This window comes from Massilia paldalensis, from assembly GCF_044901715.1.
GTDB lineage: Bacteria > Pseudomonadota > Gammaproteobacteria > Burkholderiales > Burkholderiaceae_D > Telluria > Telluria paldalensis.
On the sequence record NZ_JBJCIU010000004.1, the window covers coordinates 463,684 to 486,338 of the forward strand.

The window sequence follows — 22,655 nt, forward strand, 5'->3', positions numbered from 1 at the left end:
CCGGCCGGCGTCCTTGCTCAGGCGTTGCGGCGGCGCGCCAGCAGACGCTCGATGGCTTCGAAACCGGCCTGGGTCAGCAAGGCCAGCAAGGCCGCCGGAATCGCCCCCGCCAGCATCATGTCGTTGTCGTTCAACGCCAGGCCCGTCGTGATGCGTTCGCCGAAGCCGCCGGCACCGATGAAGGCAGCAATGGTGGCCGTGCCCACGCTCATCACGGCCGCCGTCTTGATGCCGGCCAGGATCACCGGCGCCGCCAGCGGCAGCTCCACGTGCCGCAGGGCCTGGCCACGCGTCATGCCCAGCGCCAGCGCCGCCGTGCGCAATCCCTTCGGCACCTGCAACAGGCCCGTACACGTATTGCGCACGATGGGCAGCAGCGCATAGGCGCACAGGGCCACCAGCGCCGGCACGGTGCCGATGCGGCCCAGCAGCGGAATCAGCATCGCCAGCAGCGCCAGCGAAGGGACGGTCTGCAGCACGCCGGCCAGGGCCAGCACCGCCTGGCGCAGGCGCGGCGCCAGCGCCGCCACGATGCCCAGCGGAATGCCGGCCGCGCAGCCGAGCAGCACGGCCAGCGCCACCAGCAGCAGGTGCTGGCGTGCCAGCGGGCCGAAGCCGTTGCCGAAGGTCTTGCTCCACAAGCCGGCAGGCTGGGCGGCTGCGCCTTCCACGCGTTGCGGCGACCCGGAGGCGGACGTGGAGGCATCGGTACGGCAGTTCGCGCGTGCGTCGGACATGTGGACGGCGGCGCCGTCCGCCTTATCCTTGGTGCCGGCGCAGGCCAGCCAGTCGCGCGCGATCGCCGCGAAGTCCTTCCTGTCCAGTTCGGCCGCGGCATTCATCGCGATCATGTCGTCCGCCTTGATCGTGCCTTCGAGGGCAGTCAGCGCCTGCCAGGCCCCGGGCAGGCGCTGCGGCAGGTCGAGGCGGTACAGCAGCACCGCGTCGTAGCGCGGAAAATAATCCTTGTCGTCGGCCAGCACGCGCAGGCCGTACTGGCGGATCTTGGCGTCGGTCGAATAGATGTCGATGGCGTCGACCTGGCGCCGCACCAGCGCCTCGTAGGCGATGCCGTGGTCCAGGCCGCGCGGCTGCTGCGGCAGGCCGTAGCGCCGGGCGAGGCCGGGCCAGCCGTCGGCGCGGCCGAGGAACTCGTGCGACAGGCCAATCTTCCAGTCCGGCCGCGCCGCCAGCTGCGACAGGCGCTCGATGCCGGCGTCGCCCCGCGTGGCCAGCGCATAACCGTTGGAGAAACCGAGCGGCACCGCCACGCCCAGTCCCAGCGGACGCAATCCGGCGCGCATCTGTTCCAGCGTGGCCGCGTGCGGATCCTTGAGGATTTCCAGGCCGATGGTGCCCAGGTATTCCGGGTAGACGTCGATGGCGCCGGAGCGCAGCGCGCCCAGCACGATGGCCGTGTTGCCCAGGCCCTGCCGGTGCTCGGCCGGACCGGCCCTGGCGGCCGTCTGGGTCAGGATCTCGCCGAGGATATAGGACTCGGTGAAGCGCTTGGAGCCCACGCGCAGGGGCGCGTCGGCGTGCGCCAGGGCGGGGAGCAGGAAATGGACGCAGGCGAGCAGCAGCAGGAAGATCCTCGGCATGGGTGTCATCGAACGATAAGCGGATGAGCTGGAGGATAACCGATTGCTGCGACGTCAACGCACTTCAACCTGGGCCCCTGCCTTCGCAGGGGCGACGGCCTCACGCGGGCAGTTCGATGCGGGGCGCACGCAGCACGCCGGCGTTGACGACGCCCCGGCACGGATTCGCGCCCATCGCATACGCCAGGTCGGCCGGGCGCGCGATGTCCCACAGGGCCAGGTCGGCGCGCTTGCCCGGTTCCAGCGTGCCGATGTCGTCCCGGCCCAGTGCGCGGGCACCGTTGACGGTGGCGCCGCGCAGCGCTTCCAGCGGCGTCAGGCGCCACAGCGTGCAGGCCATGTTTATGGCGAGCAGCAGGGACGTCAGGGGAGAGGTGCCCGGATTGCAGTCGGTGGCGACGGCAAGCGGCACGCCGGCATCGCGCAAGGCGTCCAGCGGCGGCATGCGCGTCTCGCGCAGGAAGTAGTAGGCGCCGGGCAGCAGCACGGCCACGGTACCGGCGCGCGCCATCGCGGCGATGCCCTCGGGTGACAGCCATTCCAGGTGGTCGGCCGACAGGCCGCCATGGCGTGCCACCAGCGCCGCCCCGCCCTGGTCCGACAGCTGCTCCGCATGCAGCTTCACGGGCAGTCCCAGGCGCGCCGCCGCATCGAACACGCGCGCCGTCTGGGCCGGCGTGAAGCCGATGCGCTCGCAGAAGGCGTCGACGGCATCGACCAGTCCCTCCCGCGCCAGCGCCGGCAGCATGTGCGCGCACAGGTCGTCGATGTAGTCGTCGGCGCGGCCGGCATACTCGGGCGGCAGCGCATGGGCGCCGAGGAAGGTCGTGTGCACCTGCACCGGCATGGCGGCGGCCACGCGCCGCGCCGTGCGCAGCAGCGCCGCTTCGGACGCCAGGTCCAGGCCATAGCCGGACTTGATCTCCAGCGTCGTCACGCCCTCGGACAGCAGGGCCGCGATGCGCGGCGCGCTCTGGCGCAGCAGCTCTTCCTCGGAAGCGGCGCGCGTGGCGCGCACGGTCGACATGATGCCGCCGCCCGCGCGCGCGATGTCCTCGTAGCTGGCGCCGTTCAGGCGCGCCTCCCATTCGCCGCTGCGGTTGCCGGCGTGGACGATGTGGGTATGGCAGTCGACCAGGCCCGGCGTGATCCACATGCCTCCGCAATCGTGCACCCGCTCCGCCCGCGGCGCCTGCGCGCGCGGCCCCACCCAGGCGATGTGGCCGGCGCGCACGGCCAGCGCGCCATCCTCGACGATGCCGTAGCCGCCGTCCGCCATCGTGGCCAGGCGGGCGTTCGCGAACAGCAGGTCGGCCGTCTCAGTCATACAGGCCGTCGTCCTCGGCGAGGTCGTCCTCGTCGTCGTAGTAGTGGATGTCCGCGATGAAGATCGTGCCCTGGTCGGCCTGCAGCGTCCAGGTGGTGTCCTGGTCCAGCAGCACGGCGTCGTAGCGCACCAGGTTGATGCGCTGGTCGTCGCTGCACAGCTCCAGGCCCTCCCCTTCGGCCAGGAACAGCACGGTGACGTCGGCGCGCGCCACGAACGTCGAGCCGCCGTCCAGCACGCGCCGTCCGAAGCGGTGCCAGCAGCGGTCAGTGCGCGTCATCACGTTGAAGTCCGTGCTGGGACCACGACTGAGCTTGGCTTCGACGCGCGACTCGCCGTCGAAGGCGGCGACCGGGTCGGCCTTCGACAGCATGGTCGGCGCGCCGTCGATGTCCAGCGTCATGCCGTGGCCGTCGACCAGCACCAGCGTGCGCTCGACGCCGGGAAACGCGGAGAACGGTCCGTCGGCGGCGATCGTGGCCAGGCTGACGCGCCAGTCGAAGGCGTCGAAGCCCGCCTCCTGCGGGAACACGGCGATTTCGGTCGTGCTGCCGCCACCGTTCTTCCACGAGACCGGCGCCAGGCCGGCAAACGGAATCAACATCGTCATGGTGGTGTCCTCCCCCCGGTCGGGTATGCACTGCAATCGGCTGCCGTAAGCATAACCCGTTCAGGCGGCGCGCAGCTCACGTACGGCAGCAATGTAGCGCCGGGCGATGTCGTCCTGGTCCGCGTGACGCCCGCCGCGCACCACCCAGCGGCCGCCGGCGAGCACGTCGCGCACGAGGTTGTCGTTGCCGCAGAACAGGAAGCGGCCCGGCACGTCATCCGTCCCGACCCCCGCCAGGTTCGGGTGGTCCTCGTCCAGCACCAGCAGGTCGGCGCGCCGGCCGGGGGCGAGGCTGCCCACGGGCCGCCCGGCCGCCTGCGCGCCGCCGGCCAGCGCCCCCTGCCACAGGAAGGCGGCGACGTCGCGCTGGCCGGCGCCGACGGCGATGTTGCGGCGCTGCTGCTGCAGGCGCTGGCCGTATTCGAGCCAGCGCAATTCCTCGACCGGGCTCTGCGAAACGTGGCTGTCGCTGCCGATGCCGAACCGTCCGCCGGTGGCCAGGAACGCTTCCAGCGGAAACAGGCCGTCGCCGAGATTGGCTTCCGTGGTCGGGCACAGGCCGGCGACGGCGCCGCTGGCGGCCAGCCCGGCCGTTTCCGCCGCCGTCATGTGGGTCGCATGGACGAGGCACCAGCGCGCATCGATGCCGATCGTCTCCATCAGGTAGTCGACGGGACGCCGGCCCGTCGCCTCCAGGCACTGCGCCACTTCGGCCTGCTGCTCGGCGACGTGGATGTGCAGCGGACGGTCCGGCGGCAAGCCCCCCACCAGCGCGCGGATCTGGGCAATGGACGCGGCGCGCAGCGAGTGCGGCGCGGCGCCGGCCTCCAGCTGCGGCCCGCGCAGGGGTTCCAGCGCCTCGACGAGGCGCAGCACTTGCTCCGGATCGCTGCGAAAGCGCCGCTGCTCCGGCTTCAGGGGCGCGTCGCCGAAGCCCGCATGGGCGTACAGCACGGGCAGCAGCGTCAGGCCGATGCCAGACGCCCGGGCGGCATGTGCGATGCGCAGCGCCATCTCGGCCGGGTCGGCATACGGCGCGCCGCCGGCATCGCGGTGCAGGTAGTGGAATTCGCAGATCGCCGTGTAGCCGTGGCGCAGGCACTCCACGTGCAGTTGCGCGGCGATCGCCTCGACCTGCTCGGGCGTGATGCGGCCGGCGAAGCGGTACATCAGGTCGCGCCAGGTCCAGAAGCTGTCCGCGGCCGGTCCGGATGCGTTCCCGGCCCGCTCCGTCAGCCCGCCCAGCGCGCGCTGGAAGGCGTGCGAGTGCAGGTTGACCATGCCCGGCAGGACGTACGCTGCCTGCTGCACGCCGGCGCTCGCCTGCGCATCCGGTGCCACCTGCACCAGGTCGCCGCCGGCATCCCATGCCAGCAGCACGTCGCGGCGCCAGCCCTCTGGCAGCAGCGCATGGCGGGCGAACAGCATGCGCATGTCCCCGCTCATCGCCGCACCCACTCCAGCGCCGTCTCCAGCAAATGCCGCAGCAGGGGCTGCACCTGTGCGGCGACCTCGGGCCGGTAGGCGAACGGGGGCGCCTCGTCCATGTACAGGCACTGGCACATCTCGAGCTGGATCGCGTGCACGCCGGCGGCCGGGTCGCCGTAGCGGCGCGTGATGTGGCCGCCCTTGAAGCGGCCGTTGAAGATGAAGGAGAAACGGTCCTGGGCGTTGGCGGCCTGGATCATCGCGCCTTCCAGCTGCAGCGAGCAGGACTTGCCGTCCGCGGTGCCGAAGTTCAGGTCGGGCAGGCGGCCCTCGAAGAAGCGCGGCACCCGCGACGCGATCGAGTGCGCATCCCACAGCACCACCCGGCCGTGCAGCGCCAGCAGGCGATCCAGTTCCGCGCGCAGCTGCGCGTGGTAGGGGTGCCAGTAGCGCGCCAGGCGCTGCGCCACCTCCGCCTCGCCCGGCTCCATCCCCGCGCGGTACAGGCGCTCCTTGCCGAAGGTGTCGACGGGGCACAGGCCCGTCGTGTCCTGGCCCGGATACAGGTTGGTGTCTTCCGGCGGGCGGTTCAGGTCGATCAGGTAGCGCGACCAGCGCGCCGACAGCATCGACGCGCCCATCTCCTCGGCGAACGCGTACAGCTCGGCCAGGTGCCAGTCCGTGTCCGCGCGCGCCAGGGCGCACGGGGCCAGGCGCGCCGCGACGTCGTCCGGGAGGTCGGTGCCCACGTGCGGCATCGACACGAGCAGCGGGACCCTGCCCGCCTTGAAGTTGTAATCCATCGCGGGTCCTCCTGTTGGTGGATCTGTTGTCGGATCGGCTGACGTCAGGGGTGAAGGACGGCGAACAGGTCCTTGCAGGCGGCCGACAAGTCCCCTTCCATCACCATCGCGCGCGCCGCCTCGATGTCCGGCGCAAAGAAACGGTCGGCATCGAAGGCCGGCACGCGCGCGCGCAGCCGCGCATGCACGTGCTCCAGGTGCGCGGAGCTGGTGAGCGGACGGTGGAATTCGATCCCCTGGGCCGCGGCCAGCAGCTCGATGCCGACGATGACGCCCGTATTGTGCGCCATCTGGCCGAGACGGCGCGCCGCGAAGGTCGCCATGCTGACGTGGTCTTCCTGGTTGGCGGACGTCGGCAGGCTGTCGACGCTGGCCGGGTGCGCCAGCGACTTGTTCTCCGAGGCCAGCGCGGCCGCCGTCACGTGGGCGATCATGAAGCCGGAATTCACGCCCGGCTCGCGCACCAGGAACGGCGGCAGGCCGGACAGCGTCGCGTCGATCAGCAGGGCGATGCGGCGCTCGGCCAGCGCGCCGATCTCGGCGATGGCCAGCGCCAGCGTGTCGGCGGCGAATGCCACCGGCTCGGCATGGAAGTTGCCGCCCGAGACCACCTCGGCGCGGGCCTGGCCGTCGTCGCCGACGAAGATCAGGGGATTATCGGTGACGGCGTTCGATTCCACCAGCAGGGTGCGTCCCGCCTGGTTGATCAGGTCCATCACGGCGCCCATCACCTGCGGCTGGCAGCGCAGGCTGTACGGGTCCTGCACGCGCTCGTCGCCGACCAGGTGCGAGGCGCGGATCGCGCTGCCCGCCACCAGTTCGCGGTAGATCTTCGCCGCCGCGATCTGGCCCGGCTGGCCGCGCACGGCGTGCACGCGCGCATCGAACGGCGCGTCGCTGCCGCGCGCGGCATCCAGCGACAGGGCGCCCGACACCATCGCCGCTTCCAGCAGGCGCTCGGCCAGGAACAGGCCGTGCAGCGCCAGGGCCGTCGACACTTGCGTGCCGTTGATCAGCGCCAGGCCTTCCTTGGCCGCCAGCGTCACCGGTTCGATGCCGGCCGCCGCCAGCGCCGCGCGCGCGTCCATCAGCGTGCCGCGCATGCGCACCTGGCCCACGCCCAGGATCGCCAGCGTCATGTGCGCCAGCGGCGCCAGGTCGCCCGAGGCGCCCACCGAGCCTTGGGACGGGATCGCCGGCATGATGCCCGCGTTGTACAGCGCCACCAGCGTGTCCACGATCACGGGACGCACGCCGGAATAGCCGCGCGCCAGGCTGCCGATCTTGGTGAGCAGGACCAGGCGCACGACTTCATCCGCCAGCAGCTCGCCGGTGCCGACGGCGTGCGACAGGATCAGGTTCTGCTGCAGCTGCTCCAGCTGCTCGGGCGGGATGTGGCGCTTGGCCAGCAGGCCGAAGCCCGTGTTGATGCCGTAGGCCGGGTCGCCCTTGGCGACGATGGCCTGCACGGCCGCGGCGGACGCCTCGATGGCGGCGCGCGCATGGGGTGCCAGCGCGAGCGGGCAGTGGGCCGTCCAGGCGGCGCGCAGGTCGGCCAGCGTCAGTGCGCCGGGGTCGAGGGTCAGGTGGTGGTCTGGGTGGTTCATGTGCTTCTCTTGCTGGGTTACTTGATCATGGGGAGGGTCAGGCCGAAGCGCTTCGCCGTCTCGATCGCCAATTCGTAGCCGGCATCGGCATGGCGCATCACGCCGGAGGCGCAGTCGTTGACCAGCACGCGCGCCAGGCGCTTGTCCGCCGCTTCCGTGCCGTCGGCGACGATGACGACGCCCGCATGCTGCGAGTATCCCATGCCGACGCCGCCGCCGTGGTGCAGCGACACCCAGGTGGCGCCGCCGGCCGTGTTCAGCATGGCGTTCAGTAGGGGCCAGTCGGACACGGCGTCGGTGCCGTCGCGCATCGCCTCGGTCTCGCGGTTGGGGCTCGCGACGGAGCCCGTGTCCAGGTGGTCGCGCCCGATCACGATGGGCGCCTTCAGTTCTCCGCTGCGCACCATCTCGTTGAATGCGAGGCCCGCCAGGTGGCGCTCGCCCAGGCCCAGCCAGCAGATGCGGGCCGGCAGGCCCTGGAAGGCGATGCGGTCGCGCGCCATGTCGAGCCAGCGGTGCACGCGCGCGTGCTGCGGGAACAGCGCCTTGATCTTGGCGTCCGTCTTGTAGATGTCCTCGGGGTCGCCCGACAGCGCGACCCAGCGGAACGGTCCCCTGCCCTCGCAGAATTGCGGGCGGATATAGGCGGGGACGAAGCCCGGGAAGACGAAGGCATCCTGCACGCCCGCGTCCAGCGCCACCTGGCGGATGTTGTTGCCGTAGTCGACCGCCTGCGCGCCCATCGCCTTGAAGTCGAGGATCGCCTGCACGTGCGCGGCGCACGATGCGGCCGCGGCCTCCTTCAGTTGCGCGTGGCGGGCCGGGTCGCGCTGGGCGTCTTCCCACCGGTCGAGCGTCCAGCCGCGCGGCAGGTAGCCGTGGATCAGGTCGTGGGCCGAGGTCTGGTCGGTGACGAGGTCCGGCACCAGGCCGCCCTCCCTGGCGCGGCGCACCAGTTCCGGCAATACGTCGGCGGCGTTGCCCAGCAGGCCGATGGAGACGGCTTCCCTGCGTTCCTTGTGCTCGGCGATCATGGCCAGCGCCTCGTCGATGTTGCGCGCCTGCTTGTCGAGGTAGCGCGTGCGCAGGCGGAAATCGATGCTGGCCTGGCGGCACTCGACGGTGAGCGAGACGGCGCCGGCGAAGCTGGCCGCCAGCGGCTGCGCGCCGCCCATGCCGCCCAGGCCCGCCGTCAGGATCCAGCGTCCCGCCATGTCGCCGCCGAAGTGCTGGCGCCCGGCTTCGGCAAAGGTCTCGTAGGTGCCCTGCACGATGCCCTGCGTGCCGATGTAGATCCAGCTGCCGGCCGTCATCTGGCCGTACATGAACAGGCCCTTGCGATCGAGCTCGTTGAAGTGTTCCCAGTTCGCCCACTTCGGCACCAGGTTCGAGTTCGCCAGCAGAACGCGCGGCGCATCCGGGTGCGTCTGGAACACGCCGACCGGCTTGCCGGACTGGATCAGCAGGGTCTGGTCGTCGTCCAGTTCCTTCAGCGAGGCCAGGATCTGGTCGAAGCTGGCCCAGTCGCGCGCGGCGCGGCCGATGCCGCCGTAGACGACGAGGCGCTGCGGGTTTTCCGCCACCTCGGCATCCAGGTTGTTCTGCAACATGCGGTAGGCCGCCTCGGTCAGCCAGCTCTTGCAGGCGAGCTGGCTGCCGCGCGGGGCGGTGATGACGCGGGTGGGATCGAAGCGCGGATCGGCTTCGTGCGGCTGCGGGATGGACTGGACCATGGTCTGCTCCTCGACGGTTGACGGTCGAAGAGCAGTCTAGGTTGTCTATACAACCACGTCAATCCATTTTGACGTGGCGTTTGCGCTTATTTCTTATACACCTGGCGGCCGGCGACCCAAGTTTCCAGCACGCCGGTCTTGTAGATATCGTAGGGCGACATCTTGAAGAGGTCGCGGTCGATCACGATGAAGTCGGCATACTTGCCCGCTTCCAGCGTGCCCAGGTTCTTTTCCTGGTGGCCGGCCCAGGCGGCATCGAGCGTGAAGCAGCGGAACGCTTCCTTCAGCGACATCTCCTGTTCCGGGTACCAGCCCGCGATCGGCTGGCCGCCCGCATCCTGGCGCGTGACGGCGGCGTGGATGCCGAAGAACGGGTTCGGCGCCTCGACCGGGAAGTCGGAACCGCAGGCGATGCGCGAACCCTGGGCCAGGAAGGTGCGCCAGGCATAGGCGCCCTTGATGCGCTCGGATCCAACGCGCTGCTCGGCCATGTTCTTGTCCGAGGTCGCGTGGGTCGGCTGCATCGAGGGCACGATGCCGATGGTCTTGAAGCGCGGGATGTCGTCCAGCGTCACGATCTGGGCATGCTCGATGCGGTTGCGCAGATTCTCTCCATGGTTGGCCGGGATCTCCTTGGCGAAGGTATCGAGGATCTGGTGGTTGCCGGCATCGCCGATCGCGTGCACGTTGACCTGGTAGCCCTTCTTCATCGCCTTGCCGATCATCGCGTCGATCTGCTCGTTGGTGTTGAACAGCAGGCCGTGCGAGTGCGGATCGTCGCTGTACGGCGCCAGCAGCGCGGCGCCGCGGCTGCCCAGGGCACCGTCCGAATACAGCTTCACGGCGCGCAGCGCGTACATGTCGCGGCCGTAGCTCTCGAGCGGGCCGTTCTTCGACAGCTGGTCGAAATCGGGGCCGGTGCCGCCGATCATGGCGTAGATGCGGGCCGTCAGCTTGCCGTGGTCGGCGTAGTCGCGGTACAGCTTGTCCTGGGCGACGGTGATGCCGGCATCGTGGGCGCTCGTGAGGCCCACGCTGGCCATCTTCTGCAAGGCCTTGTCGAGCATGGCGCGGCCATCCTGCTCGGTCGGCTGCGGCAGCACTTTCTTCATCAGGTCCTGGGCCGCGTCGACCAGCACGCCGGTGGCGACACCGTCCGCATCGCGCACGATTTTGCCGCCCACCGGATCCGGCGTCTTGTCCGTGATGCCGGCCAGCGCCAGCGCGCGGCTGTTGGCCCAGCCGGCGTGGCCGTCAACGCGCTCGAGCCACACGGGGCGGTTGCTCACGACGCCGTCGAGTTCCCTGGCCGTCGGGAAGCGGCCCAGCTTCCAGTTCTCCTGGTTCCAGCCGCGCCCGCGCAGCCAGGCCTTCGCATCGCCCCGCGCATTGGCCTTGTCGTAGTCGCCGATCGCCTGCAGCGCCTGCGGCAGCGAGGTGGTGGCGGAGAGGTCGAGCTGGGTCAGCATCTCGCCCAGGCCGAACACGTGGCCGTGCGCATCGATGAGGCCCGGCAGCACCGTGCGTCCCCGCATGTCGACGTGCTTCGCCTTCGGCGCCTTCGCCGCCACGTCCTGCGCCGTCCCGACCGCGACGATGCGGCCCTTGTCGTCGAACGCCAGCGACGCGAACTGGACGACGTCGCCCTTCGCATTGAGCGTGTAGCCGTTGGCATTGTCGATCACGGTATCGGCATGCGCCGCCGCGAGCGCGCCGCAGGACGCGAGGACGAACAGGGAACAGTGCAGGGAAAGCTGGCGCAAGCGCATCGGGGTCTCCGGTAATGGGGGCAAACGCTGAGTGTAGCGAAATTCGGGGTCAGAGCACAATTTCAGCTTAATTCGGGGTCAGAGCACTTTTTGTGGAAACAGTACGTGCGACATTGAGATGCATCCAGTGTTCTGACCAACGCTATCGATATGTTCTTGGCTTCACCAATCAGGACATCGATCGCATGGCACGCCACCCACGCCTGGTTTTCCCCGGCATCCCTCTTCACATCATCCAGCGCGGAAACAACCGCGTTCCATGTTTTACAAGCGAAGCGGATTACCTTGTCTACCTGACGCTGCTCGGCCAATACGCCGCGATCGCTTCTTGCCAGATCCATGCTTACGTACTGATGAGTAATCACGTCCACCTGCTGCTGTCGTCCGGCAGTGCGGACGGACCAAGCGTGCTGATGCGCAGATTGGGCCAGCATTACGTGCAGTACTTCAACCGTCGCCACGAGCGCACCGGAACCCTGTGGGAGGGCAGATTCCGGTCGTGCCTGGTCGATCACGAGCGTTACCTGCTGATCTGCCAGCGCTACATCGAACTGAATCCGGTGAGGGCACGCATGGTCGAGGATCCTGCGTCCTACCGCTGGTCGAGTTATCGCGCCAACGCGCTGGGCGAGGCCGATCCGCTGATCACGCCGCATCTCGTCTACATGGGATTGGGCACGCATGCGTCCGAGCGCAGGGCGAGCTACCGCCATCTGTTCGGCGAGATCATTCCGGACGGGGTGATGCGTCAAATTCGCGATGCAAGCAATAGCAATGCGCCATTGGGTTCTGCTTCGTTTGCGGAGCACGTCCGTACCACGTTAGGGCATGCCCCGAAGACAAGTCGGCGCGGCAGGCCGAAAATAGCTGATCGGAACTTGCCATAAAAAGTGCTCTGACCCCGAATTAAGCCGAAATTGTGCTCTGACCCCGAATTTAGTCTTGCTCGCGGTCCAGTAGTGCGCACTTGCGCTCCACACCCCAGCGGTAGCCCGAGATCGCGCCGTCGTTGCGCAGCACGCGGTGGCAGGGGATGGCGATCGCTGCCGGATTGGCGGCGCAGGCGCCGGCGACGGCGCGTACGGCGGCGGGCTGTCCCACGCGCTCGGCCAGTTCGGTGTAGCTGATCGTCTCGCCGGGCGGAATGCGGCGCAGTGCGTCCCACACGCGTTGCTGGAAGACGGTGCCGCGCACGTCCAGCGGCAGGTCGAAGACGGCGCGTGGCGCGTCGACGAAGGCGATGACCCGGGCCAGCGTCTGCGCGAAATCGGGTGACGCGGGCGCCAATGCGGCGTTCGGGAAGCGCCCGCGCACATCCTCGACCAGCGCCGCTTCGGCGTCGCCGATCAGGATCGCGCAAATGCCCGTCGCGGTCGACGCCACCAGCACGGTACCCAGCGAACAGGCGCCGAGCGCATAGGCGATGGTCTCGCCCTCCCCGCCCTTGCGATACCGCCCCGGCGCCATGCCCAGCTGCTGGCCCGCCGCCGCATAGAACGGCGCGCTCGACTGCCAGCCTGCCGCATAGAGGGCGTCGGTGACGGGCGCGCCCTGTCCCAGCGCCTGGCGCACGCGTTCGGCGCGGCGCGCGGCGGCATAGGCGTTCGGCGTGATGCCGGTATGGGCCTTGAAGACGCGGTGGAAGTGGAAGCGGCTCATGCCGCAGGCGCGCGCCAGCGTGTCGAGGTCCGGCATCTCGTCCGCGGCCTCGATCAGGCGGCAGGCCTGCGCCACCACGGCGGCCTGGCGCTGGGCCAGCGGCGGCTGGTCCGGCTTGCAGCGCAGGCAGGGACGAAAACCGGCCGCTTCGGCATCCGCGCAGCTGGCGTGGAAGGCGACGTTGGCGCGCAAGGCGGCGCGCGACGCGCACGAGGGACGACAGTACACGCCGGTGCTGCGCACCGAGTAATAGAACCGGCCGTCGGCCGCCGGCTCGCGCCGCTGCACGGCGTCCCAGCGGGCGTCGTCGCTGGCGTAGTCTGGCTGGTCCATGGCATTCCTCTCGAACATAGATGTAGGTGCAGGCGTGGATCGGTGGCGAATCCGTGGCGCCATCGTAGCGATATTCATGGGGTGCGTCATCCCGGCTCTTGCTTTCGAATTGGCGCTGCCGGACAATCCGTTCCGGATGCCGCGCCGCGGCGGCGCATGACATGGATTGGAGAGCAGGTTGGAACAGCACAGCGCGCAGGATGGCACGCCCATTTTCCAGCGCATCAAGGATTACCTGGTCGGCGAGATCGCCGCCGGCCGCTGGAAGGAAGGCGACCTGGTGCCGTCCGAGCAGGCCTTGGTACGCCAGTTCGGCGTCTCCCGCATGACGGTCAACCGCGCGGTGCGCGAGCTGACGGCGGAGCAGGTGCTGACGCGGCGCCAGGGATCGGGCACCTATGTGGCGCCGCAAAAATACCAGGCCACCCTGGAGATCCGCAACATCGCCGACGAGGTACGCGCCCGCGGCCACGTGCATGCCAGCCGGCCGCTGCTGCTCGAGCGTGGTCCCGCGAGCGAGGCGCTGGCGCACCAGTTCGCGCTCGAGCCCGGTACGGTCCTGTTCCATTCGCTGATCGTGCATGCCGAGAACGGCGAGCCGATCCAGGTCGAGGACCGCTGGGTCAACCCGGCCTGCGCGCCGGCCTACCTGGAGCAGGATTTTTCCCGCACCACCCCGAACGAGCACCTGATGATCGCCGCACCGCTGCAGGGCGCCACCTACAGCATCGAGGCGTTGCCGGCCCCGCGCGACGTGGCCGAGATGCTGGGCATCGGTGCCGGCACCTCGTGCCTCGTGCTCAAGCGCCGTACCACCTCGCAGGGACGGGTGGCGTCGGTGGTGACGATGTGGCATCCCGGCCACCTGTACAAGTTCACCGGCAGCGTATGAATGTCGTTTGGGCCACGGCGCAAAATAAATACGCCGGGGCCTGTCCATCCGGGTGGAATTGCCGGATAATGAGGAAGGTCAATGCGCCGCCCGGCACTTTTTACAAAGGCTGCAAGCGGGTTTAGCTTTTGTACAAAGCTCACGAACACGTTGCGAAAAAATCGGTTATTATTCCGATTAATCCCCGCCTGACATCCTCTTGCAGCTCTTCCACTATTGAATGTCGCACACAGTGCCTCCACCATTGTGGTGCAGACTAGTCTGACAAGTACGGGATCGGCTGATAGGTTTTCAAGATTCCGATATCCTCTCAGGCGTTAATTGACCTACCTCACATTGAGGAAAACATGAGCGAAAACATCAAACACATCAGCGATGCATCTTTCGAAACCGACGTTCTGAAGTCCGACCTGCCCGTGCTGGTCGACTTCTGGGCCGAGTGGTGCGGCCCTTGCAAGATGATCGCCCCGATCCTGGAAGAAGTTGCGAAGGAATACGGCGGCAAGATCCAGATCGCCAAGATGGACGTGGACGCGAACCAGGCGGTTCCGGCCCAGTTCGGCATTCGCGGCATCCCGACCCTGATCCTGTTCAAGAACGGCCAGGCAGCGGCACAGAAAGTCGGCGCCCTGGCAAAAGGCCAGCTGACGGCTTTCATCGATAGCAACATCTGATACACTAGTCCCAAGGTGGCGGCAGCGCGCCCGCACTGCCGCCTGTTTTCGGAACGGAGCGGCGATCGACCCGATCCCATCCTTTGATCAACCCACGTAGTTCCCTCCCCTACCTTTACTTTCCCGTCACGGGACACCCGACACATGCACTTATCTGAATTGAAGGCAATGCACGTCTCCGCCCTTCTGGAGATGGCGATCAGCCTGGATATCGACAACGCAGCCCGCCTGCGCAAACAAGAACTGATGTTCGCGATCCTCAAGAAGCGCGCGAAACAAGGCGAACAGATTTTCGGCGACGGCGCGCTCGAGGTGTTGCCGGACGGGTTCGGTTTCCTGCGTTCGCCGGATGCGAGCTACATGGCCTCGACGGACGACATCTACATCTCGCCGTCCCAGATCCGCCGCTTCAACCTGCATACGGGTGACTCGATCGAAGGCGAAGTGCGCACGCCGAAGGATGGCGAACGCTATTTCGCGCTGGTCAAGGTAGACAAGGTGAACGGCGAATCGCCGGAAGCCTCGAAGCACCGCATCCTGTTCGAAAACCTGACGCCGCTGCACCCCTCGGTCCCGCTGCGCCTGGAACGCGACATGAACGGCGCGGAAAACATCACCGGCCGCATCGTCGACCTGATCTCGCCGATCGGCAAGGGCCAGCGCGGCCTGCTGGTGGCCTCGCCGAAGTCCGGCAAGTCGGTCATGCTGCAGCACATCGCCCACGCGATCACCGCGAACCACCCGGACGTCACCCTGATCGTCCTGCTGATCGACGAACGCCCCGAGGAAGTGACCGAGATGCAGCGCTCGGTGCGCGGCGAAGTGGTCGCCTCGACCTTCGACGAACCGGCCACCCGCCACGTGCAGGTCGCCGAGATGGTGCTGGAAAAGGCCAAGCGCCTGGTCGAGATGAAGAAGGACGTCGTGATCCTGCTGGACTCGATCACCCGCCTGGCACGCGCCTACAACACCGTGATCCCTGCTTCGGGCAAGGTGCTGACCGGCGGCGTCGACGCCAACGCGCTGCAGCGTCCGAAGCGTTTCTTCGGCGCTGCCCGTAACGTCGAGGAAGGCGGTTCGCTGACCATCGTCGCCACCGCCCTGATCGAGACCGGTTCGCGCATGGACGACGTGATCTACGAGGAATTCAAGGGCACCGGTAACATGGAAGTGCACCTGGAGCGCCGCCTGGCCGAGAAGCGCGTCTACCCGGCGATCAACCTGAACAAGTCGGGTACCCGCCGCGAAGAGCTCCTGATCAAGCCGGACCAGCTGCAGAAGATCTGGATCCTGCGCAAGCTGCTGTACTCGATGGACGAGATCGAGGCGATGGAGTTCATCCTCGACAAGATGCGCGCGACCAAGAACAACGTCGAATTCTTCGACCTGATGCGTCGCGGCGGCTGATCCCAGCCGTTGGCATCGAATGAAAAGGGCGAGTGGAACTCGCCCTTTTCTTTTTATGCGCTACGATTCGTGCAGATCAAGCCTTGGGGAAGACCGGCCCGGACAATCGGTGCCAGACAACCAAGGAGAACACGATGACCAGCGACGACGTGCACGACACGCCAGCCCAACGCAGCGGCAGCCTGCAGCTCGACCGGCGCCTGACGGTCCTCGAAACCCGCTTCGACACCCTGCTCACCATGTTGCCCGACAAAGCCGACCTGGCGGAACTGAAGGCAGAGCTCAAGACCGATATCCACGGCGAATCCGCGCGCCTGAGCAAGTGGATGGCAGCCACGGCCATCACGATGGTCATCGGCTTCGGCGGCATGATCCTGACCATGCTGGCCCGCCTGCACCCCGCCTGAGTCCCTGCATTGCCTGCAGCGTCCGGCAACGCCGTCGGGGCTGGAAGGCGCCTGCCATGCGGCTTTACCCGATAGTTGCCACCCAGCCCTGGCTGGCTTATAATCTCCGGTTCCGTATCCACCCCTGGCAAGTGATCGGCAATCGGGTCAAGAAGCAGGTCGACCGACGAAGTGCCGTTTGGCTACCAAACCAACTCAAGGCAAATCATGAAAGCTGATACCCATCCGGATTACCGCGAAGTCGTCTTCCACGACCTGTCGTGCGACTTCAAGTTCATCACCCGCTCGACCATCGCTACCCGCGAGACCATCAACTACGAAGGTAAAGAATACCCGCTGGTCAAGATCGAAGTCTCGGCTGAATCCCACCCGTTCTTCACCGGCAAGCACAAGATCGTCGACACCGCCGGTCGCGTCGAGAAGTTCCGCCAGAAATTCGGCTCGGTTGGTTCGAAGACCTCCGTCGCCAACGGCTAATTCGCGCTTTGCGATCGCCAAGGAAGCCCACCGGGCTTCCTTTTTTTTTGCCGCTATACTACGCGACTCATTCCTGAGTACTCAGCATCACTAACTACTGGATCAGTTATCGATGAAACCAGTCCGCCTTCCTGCCGCCGCCACCCTCGCCTTGCCCCGCTGGGCCTTGTACGCATTGGGCCTGCTCTATATTTTGCCGGGCCTGATCGGGCGCGACCCCTGGAAGGACGATGCCGCCAGTTTCGGGATCATGTGGACCATGGCCCACGGCGGCATCCAGGACTGGCTGCTGCCGAACGTGGCGGGCTTGCCGATCATGGACGAAGGTCCGCTGGCATTCTGGCTGGGCGCGCTGTGCATCAAGCTGTTCGGCTGGGCGGTGGGCGACGTGATGGGGGCGCGCATGTCGACCATCGGCATCTTCGTGCTCGGCACCGTGTCGCTGTGGCATACCGCCTTCCACCTGGGACGGCGCGCCGAAGCGCAGCCGTTGCGCCTGGCGTTCGGCGGCCAGCCCGAACCGGCCGACTACGGCCGCACGCTGGCCGACACCGCCGTCCTGATCTACCTGGGCAGCCTGGGCCTGCTGCTGCACAGCCACGAGACGCTGGCCGTGACCCTGCAGGGCGCGCTGCTGTCGTGGTTCCTGTTCCGCTCGGTGCGCCTGATCGAGGAAATGAATACCCGTAACGCGCTGCTGGTCGGCGTGGCGCTCGGCGCCCTGGCGATCACGCGCGGCTTCGCCCCGCCGCTGGTGCTGATCGCGGCGCTGTACCTGTGCACGCGCATGCTCAAGATGGCATCGGCGCCGACGCTGCGCCACCTCGGCCAGGCCGCCTGCGTGGGTGTGCTGGTACCGATGCTGTGGGTGGTGCCCGCGGCCATCGTCCAGCCCTACGGCATGGATCCGGTGGTCGACTGGCTGGCCTGGAACGCCAGCCAGCTGAGCATCCCGAGCTGGCTGTCGCTGAAGGCCTTCTTCCGCGTCGGCATCTGGTACTTCTGGCCGGCCTGGCCGTTCGCCGCCTGGGCCGCCTGGGCCTGGCGCCGCCAGCGCGGCCTGCTGCACATCATCCTGCCCACCTGCTTCGTCGGCGTGCTGGCCCTGCTGATCCTGTGCGATCCGGTGCCGGAAAGCGGCGACCTGCTCAAGCTGCTGCCGCCGATGGCGCTGATGGCCGCGTTCGGCCTGCCGACGATGAAGCGCGGCGCGATCAACGCGATCGACTGGTTCTCCGTGATGGTGCTGACCCTGCTGGGCGGCCTGATCTGGCTGTTCTGGGTCGCCAAGCTGACCGGCTGGCCGGCCCAGCTCGCCAAGAATGCCCTCAAGCTGGTGCCCGGCTTCAAGCCGGAAGTGGGCATCGTGGCCGTGACCGTCGCCGGCATCGCGACCGCCGGCTGGATCTTCCTCGTGCACTGGCGCCTGTCGCGCCAGCCGTCGGTGCTGTGGCGCGCCGTCGTGCTGTCCTCGGGCGGCCTGATCCTGCTGTGGGTATTGCTGATGACGCTGTTCCTGCCGGACCTGAACTATGCGCGCAGCTATGCCAGCGTGGCCCAGCAGATCGCGGCGCGCCTGCCGGCCGATGCCGACTGCATCGACACCAATGTCGGCTCGGCCCAGCGCGCTTCCTTCGCCTACTTCGGCCACCTGCCCTTCGCGCCGGTCGACGGGACCCGCTGCAGCTACATGCTGCTGCAGGACAGCATCAAGAACCCGACCCAGCACGCGCCGATCCAGAACGGCGTGCCGGTGCGCGGCGGAGCGGTTGCGCCGTTCCGTGCGCGCGACTGGACGCTGCTGTGGGAAGGCCGCCGTCCGTCCGACCGCGACGAACGCTTCCGCCTGTACCGCCGCGCGCCCTGAGCGCGGCTCCGAAAAAAAGCCGCCCACGGGCGGCTTTTTTCATGGCTGCGCGTGGCGCGTCAGGCCTTGGCCTGCGACTTGCGCAGCGCGGGCGTACGGCGTCCCATCGCGGCGCCGACGATGCCCAGGCCCGCCAGCAGCATGCCCCAGGTTGCCGGTTCCGGCACGGGGGAGATGTTGAAGTCGCCCCCGAACGAACCGCCGCCGGCGCCCACGACCTGGCCGTCGATGCGCAGCGCATACGAACCGCTCTGCAGGCCGAACGCTTCCAGCGACCAGGAGTCAGTCGGATGGTTGCCGAAGCCGGTATTGTTGATGCCGGAAATGGCGTTGCCGATGATCGCGTTGGTGGCCGGATCGTAGCGGTACAGGTTCAGGCCCGTGATCAGGAGATCCTTGGTCATCGGCGTATTCAGGTAGGACGACGTGACGGAACCGGCCGCGTCGAACGGCGTGGCGACGTTGAAGGTAAAGATATCCGTGAACGTGGTGCCCGCCTGCGCGGCGGTGAACGTGTCGCCGAAGAAGGCATTGAAGCCGCCGACACCGTCGCTGACGGTCATCAGCGGGCTGGTGGGCGTGATGTTCTGCGCGGACGCGGCTTGCGTCACGAAGGCTGCGCCTGCCAGCATGGAGCTCAGGACGAGAGTTTTCAGTTTCATGATAGTTCCGTAGATAAGTGGTCGGGACTCGCTGTCGGGAACCGGTGTCTGACCTCCTTACCGATTCTTAATGAAAGCTTAAGTTCCGCACATCTGGTCAACTGTTAGATTGCGCACAAATCTCATCCAATTCCTCAGCAACAAGAACCTTCCTCCTAAAAAATTTCCAATTAAAAACAGTTCGTTTTGGAAAAACGCTGCTTGAGGAAAATCAAAAAGCTGCCGAGTCCGCTTCTTCACAATGGCATATGCGGTCCGTGCCAGGGGCCGTCCAGCCAAGGAGCCCAGCATGAAAAGCGTCACGTTCTCCGACATCGAACCGGTCCGTCATCGTCTGTCGCGCCCCTTGCGCCCTTCCGTCCGCGCCCAGCGCCTGGCGCCGCTGGCCCTGCTGCTGGCGCTGGGACTGCCGACACTGGCCCTCGTGTTCCACCTCGTCGAGCCGGCCACGCCGCTCGGCTACATCGTGCTGCCGGTGCTGGCCGGCGGCGTGCTGCCGCTGCTGGAAGAACTGCCTGGGCGGCTGGAAGTGAGCACGCGCTTCCACGCCTGCCACCTGGTCGGCACCCTGGACGAAACGATGGAAAAGCTGGGCTACATCCCGGCCGAGCGCAGTCCGGGCACCGTGCGCTACCGCAGCCGTGCCCGCCGCTGGGCCAGGCTGCCGCAGCGCGAAGTCGCCGTGACCGTCCTCGACCATGCGCTGGAAGTCACCGGCCCGGTGCCGGCCCTGCGCGCCCTGCGCAAGCGCCTGGCCTGCTGAGCGGGGCGCTCAGACCTTCATCGGCAGGATCACCATCTGCAATCCTTCCAGGTGCAGGCGCCGCTGTATCGCCAGCGCCGCCTGGTTGTGCAGCAGGCTCGTGAACCAGTTGTCGGACACGAAGATCAGCTTGCTGGTAAAGAAGATCGAATTCGGAAACTCGCTGCTGATCTGTTCGGCCATCCGCGTCACCTCTTCCACCGCATCCGTCCCGAAGCCGATATACGATGCCGACGCCATGCCGTGGCTCTGGCAGAAATCCACGAAGTACTCCAGCGTCTCGGCCGCATCCGCGCGCATGCGCTCCATCGTGCCTTCGCCGCCGTAGGCATGGGCATCCACGGTGCGCGCGTTCACGAACAGGAAATTCTGGAAATGGCCGGGAAACATGCGCAGCACCCACAGCAGCGCATGCAGGCCGCCCCCGCGCGAATTGCCGACGATGAAGACGGCGGTGCGCGCCTCCGGATCCGGCTCGGTGACCTCCTTCACGGGCCCGAAAGGTTGGTGAGCGAACACTGCGTCGACGGCGGCGATGGCGCGCCGGGTCTCGCGGTAATGGTTGCGGATATAGATGCACAGCGCCGCGATGGCCGCGATGATGGCAACCGCCGCCCAGCCGCCGTGCGTGAAGCGCTCGACCAGCAGCACGGCCAGGATCGCCGCGCAGATCACGAAGCCGGACAGCGACAGCAGGAAGCGCCGCATCCAGCGCAACTTGCCCGACTCCTTCCTGTGGCGCCACCAGTACAGGCACAGGCCGAACAGCGAGATCGCGAAGGTGAGGAAGACCGAGATCGAATACAGCACCACCAGCAGCGTCACCCGCCCGCGGGTCCAGAACAGGATCGCCAGCGCCGCGACGCCCATTACCAGGATGCCGTTCTGCGTGACCAGGCGCGTGGACAGGTAGCGGAACTGGTGCGGCACCCAGGAATCGGCCGCCATGTTCGACAGCACCGACGGCCCGCCCAGGAACCCCGTGTTCGCCGCCACGAACAGGAGCCCGGCCTCGAACGCCAGCACCGTGGCCAGCAGCACGTGGTTCAGCATCTCGCCGCCCAGACCCGTGCTGGCGATGATGCGGCGGAAGGTCGAGGCATTCAGCGTTTCGCCGTCGACCGGCCGCGCCTCCCACAACAGGTACAGCAGGATGATGCCGCCGGCCGTGATCGCCAGCGACAGCGCCATGTAGAACATCGTCATCTTGCCCGTGCGGACACGCGGCTCGGCCAGCAGGTTGACGTTGTTCGATACCGCCTCCAGCCCCGTATAGGTGCCGCCGCCCTGCGAATACGCGAGCATCAGCATGCCCGCCACGCCGGTCCAGCCGATGCTGCCGGCCAGCTCGCGCGTCTCGCCGAGCGTCTGCGGCACCAGCTGCGGCAGGTGCGACGCGTGCGCGACGATGCCGTACACGATCAGCACCAGGTGGGTGGCGACGAAGCCGAGGAAGATCGGGAGCAGGATCTGGATTGCCTCCTTCAGCCCGCGCAGGTTCATCACGATCAACAGGCCGATGAAGAACGCCTCGGCCCACAATTTGTAGGGCTGGAAGCCGAGCGGCAGGAAGGAGGCGAGCGCGTCCACGCCGGACGCGATCGAGATCGCAATGGTCAGCACGTAGTCGAGGATCAGCGCGCAGCCGGACACGAGGCCGAGATACGGCCCGACCAGCTGGCTCGCCACGCGATAGCCCCCGCCCCCGGTGGGGAACAGTTCGATGACCTGGTTGTAGGCAAGCGCGATGACGAACACCGTCACCGCCGTGGCGATGGCCAGGTACAGGCCGAGATGGGTATGCGTGCCCAGCGCGCGGAAGGTCTCTTCCGGACCGTAGGCGGACGAGGACAGGCCGTCCGCACCGAGCCCGACCCAGGCAAGGAAAGCCACCAGCGCCATCGAGTGGCGCGTGTCGCTCTGCATGGGATCGAGGGGCTTGCCGAGGATGATTTCGCGAATCTTCTTATTCTTCATCATGCCTGCCGCTGCGGAGGCGGCCATGTCGGAGTAGCCCGATCATACGCCCGCCGTCCCCGGGGCGCAGAACATCCGTGCGTACACTGGTCAGTTTGGCATGACGTATGCTAAGATGCGCGCCTGCGCTTGCGCCTCTGTGGCGGAATTGGTAGACGCACTTGACTCAAAATCAAGCGCCGAAAGGCGTGCCGGTTCGATTCCGGCCGGAGGCACCATTCGCAAGCCACGCATCCCACCCTGCCCTCATCCCATCTTCTCCGCCGTCACGCTCCCTGCACGAACGCGATACATACCCCCGACGGATCCACGATCGAAAACTCCCGCGTCCCCCAGGGCCGCTCGCCCAGCTCGCCATTCGGATGCACGCATCCCGCCTGCCGGCAACGTTCATATAAAGCGTCGATACCCTCGACCGTGATACGCAGGCTGGTCCAGTCGGCCAGGTGCTTGTCCTGGCTGGCGAACAGGTGCAGGCGGGCGGCATCGCGCCCGACGATCGCGAATTGCGCCGGTTCGGCGTCCCGGTAGTCCAGGTCGAAGCCGATGCTGTCGCGGTAGAAGGCGATCGCCTCCTCGACGTCGCGTGCGGGGATCAAGGGGGATACGCCGAGGAACGTGGTCATTGCAAGCCTGTGCGAAGGAAGGGACTCAACGAT

At 67.4% G+C, this 22,655-nt stretch carries 20 protein-coding genes and 1 tRNA gene; 9 read left to right on the plus strand and 12 right to left on the minus strand.

Annotation, left to right across the window (positions count from 1 at the left end):
- Positions 1–17: 17 nt before the first annotated feature.
- The 8 genes from ACI1V7_RS21460 to ACI1V7_RS21495 all read right to left on the minus strand — a co-directional run bounded on the left by ACI1V7_RS21460 (position 18) and on the right by ACI1V7_RS21495 (position 10,878).
- Entirely contained in the window at positions 18–1,610 is a 1,593-nt protein-coding gene (locus ACI1V7_RS21460) for a glycine betaine ABC transporter substrate-binding protein (RefSeq protein ID WP_404533885.1), read from the minus strand.
- A gap of 91 nt (positions 1,611–1,701) precedes the next feature.
- The gene (hutI, locus tag ACI1V7_RS21465; protein ID WP_404533886.1) at positions 1,702–2,928 is read right to left on the minus strand and encodes an imidazolonepropionase; all 1,227 of its coding nucleotides are present in this window, start codon (positions 2,926–2,928) and stop codon (positions 1,702–1,704) included.
- Positions 2,921–3,538 (minus strand): HutD/Ves family protein, encoded by a 618-nt coding sequence (locus tag ACI1V7_RS21470; RefSeq protein WP_404533887.1) that lies wholly within the window; start codon positions 3,536–3,538, stop codon positions 2,921–2,923. Before ACI1V7_RS21470 ends, hutI begins: the two co-directional genes overlap by 8 nt.
- Before the next feature lie 60 nt (positions 3,539–3,598).
- Entirely contained in the window at positions 3,599–4,972 is a 1,374-nt protein-coding gene (locus ACI1V7_RS21475) for a formimidoylglutamate deiminase (RefSeq protein ID WP_404533888.1), read from the minus strand.
- Positions 4,973–4,980: 8 nt separating this feature from the next.
- Positions 4,981–5,769 (minus strand): N-formylglutamate deformylase, encoded by a 789-nt coding sequence (gene hutG / locus ACI1V7_RS21480; protein WP_404533889.1) that lies wholly within the window; start codon positions 5,767–5,769, stop codon positions 4,981–4,983.
- Between the two features lie 44 nt (positions 5,770–5,813).
- Positions 5,814–7,376 carry a histidine ammonia-lyase gene (hutH, locus tag ACI1V7_RS21485; RefSeq protein ID WP_404533890.1) on the minus strand — a complete coding sequence of 521 codons (1,563 nt, stop codon included), beginning with the start codon at positions 7,374–7,376 and terminating at the stop codon, positions 5,814–5,816.
- 17 nt (positions 7,377–7,393) lie between these two features.
- The gene (hutU, locus tag ACI1V7_RS21490) at positions 7,394–9,109 is read right to left on the minus strand and encodes a urocanate hydratase (RefSeq protein WP_404533892.1); all 1,716 of its coding nucleotides are present in this window, start codon (positions 9,107–9,109) and stop codon (positions 7,394–7,396) included.
- Positions 9,110–9,195: 86 nt separating this feature from the next.
- A complete protein-coding gene (locus ACI1V7_RS21495) occupies positions 9,196–10,878 on the minus strand; it encodes an amidohydrolase (RefSeq protein WP_404533893.1) in 1,683 nt (560 codons plus the stop codon).
- Positions 10,879–11,063: 185 nt separating this feature from the next.
- Between ACI1V7_RS21495 and ACI1V7_RS21500 the strand changes: the two genes are divergently transcribed.
- Positions 11,064–11,765 (plus strand): transposase, encoded by a 702-nt coding sequence (locus ACI1V7_RS21500; protein ID WP_404533894.1) that lies wholly within the window; start codon positions 11,064–11,066, stop codon positions 11,763–11,765.
- A gap of 49 nt (positions 11,766–11,814) precedes the next feature.
- Here ACI1V7_RS21500 and ada read toward each other — a convergent pair whose 3' ends face one another.
- Entirely contained in the window at positions 11,815–12,870 is a 1,056-nt protein-coding gene (gene ada, locus ACI1V7_RS21505; RefSeq protein WP_404533895.1) for a bifunctional DNA-binding transcriptional regulator/O6-methylguanine-DNA methyltransferase Ada, read from the minus strand.
- A 178-nt stretch (positions 12,871–13,048) separates the two neighbouring features.
- On the opposite strand from ada, the gene hutC reads away from it, so the two are divergent.
- The 6 genes from hutC to ACI1V7_RS21535 all read left to right on the plus strand — a co-directional run bounded on the left by hutC (position 13,049) and on the right by ACI1V7_RS21535 (position 18,594).
- On the plus strand, positions 13,049–13,762 hold the full coding sequence (gene hutC, locus ACI1V7_RS21510) for a histidine utilization transcriptional repressor HutC (RefSeq protein WP_404533896.1): 714 nt from the start codon (positions 13,049–13,051) through the stop codon (positions 13,760–13,762).
- 347 nt (positions 13,763–14,109) lie between these two features.
- Positions 14,110–14,436: a thioredoxin TrxA gene (gene trxA, locus ACI1V7_RS21515; RefSeq protein WP_290414477.1), complete on the plus strand. Its 327-nt coding sequence runs from the start codon at positions 14,110–14,112 to the stop codon at positions 14,434–14,436.
- A 144-nt stretch (positions 14,437–14,580) separates the two neighbouring features.
- Entirely contained in the window at positions 14,581–15,843 is a 1,263-nt protein-coding gene (rho, locus tag ACI1V7_RS21520; protein ID WP_290414478.1) for a transcription termination factor Rho, read from the plus strand.
- A 134-nt stretch (positions 15,844–15,977) separates the two neighbouring features.
- Positions 15,978–16,250 carry a hypothetical protein gene (locus ACI1V7_RS21525; protein WP_404533897.1) on the plus strand — a complete coding sequence of 91 codons (273 nt, stop codon included), beginning with the start codon at positions 15,978–15,980 and terminating at the stop codon, positions 16,248–16,250.
- Between the two features lie 207 nt (positions 16,251–16,457).
- Positions 16,458–16,727, plus strand: coding sequence for a type B 50S ribosomal protein L31 (locus ACI1V7_RS21530; protein ID WP_290414480.1), 270 nt, complete (start codon positions 16,458–16,460; stop codon positions 16,725–16,727).
- A 112-nt stretch (positions 16,728–16,839) separates the two neighbouring features.
- Positions 16,840–18,594: an ArnT family glycosyltransferase gene (locus ACI1V7_RS21535; RefSeq protein WP_404533898.1), complete on the plus strand. Its 1,755-nt coding sequence runs from the start codon at positions 16,840–16,842 to the stop codon at positions 18,592–18,594.
- 59 nt (positions 18,595–18,653) lie between these two features.
- Here the strand turns inward: ACI1V7_RS21535 and ACI1V7_RS21540 are convergent, their stop codons facing one another.
- Complete coding sequence (locus ACI1V7_RS21540; RefSeq protein ID WP_404533899.1) at positions 18,654–19,256, minus strand: FxDxF family PEP-CTERM protein; 603 nt, start codon at positions 19,254–19,256, stop codon at positions 18,654–18,656.
- 289 nt (positions 19,257–19,545) lie between these two features.
- Between ACI1V7_RS21540 and ACI1V7_RS21545 the strand changes: the two genes are divergently transcribed.
- Complete coding sequence (locus tag ACI1V7_RS21545; protein WP_404533900.1) at positions 19,546–20,019, plus strand: hypothetical protein; 474 nt, start codon at positions 19,546–19,548, stop codon at positions 20,017–20,019.
- 9 nt (positions 20,020–20,028) lie between these two features.
- On the opposite strand, the gene ACI1V7_RS21550 is transcribed toward ACI1V7_RS21545, so the two are convergent.
- Positions 20,029–21,996, minus strand: coding sequence for an APC family permease (locus tag ACI1V7_RS21550; protein ID WP_404534173.1), 1,968 nt, complete (start codon positions 21,994–21,996; stop codon positions 20,029–20,031).
- Between the two features lie 133 nt (positions 21,997–22,129).
- Here ACI1V7_RS21550 and ACI1V7_RS21555 point away from each other — a divergent pair.
- Positions 22,130–22,214, plus strand: a tRNA-Leu gene (locus tag ACI1V7_RS21555).
- Positions 22,215–22,262: 48 nt separating this feature from the next.
- Here ACI1V7_RS21555 and ACI1V7_RS21560 read toward each other — a convergent pair.
- Complete coding sequence (locus ACI1V7_RS21560) at positions 22,263–22,622, minus strand: bleomycin resistance protein (RefSeq protein WP_404533901.1); 360 nt, start codon at positions 22,620–22,622, stop codon at positions 22,263–22,265.
- Between the last annotated feature and the right edge of the window lie 33 nt (positions 22,623–22,655).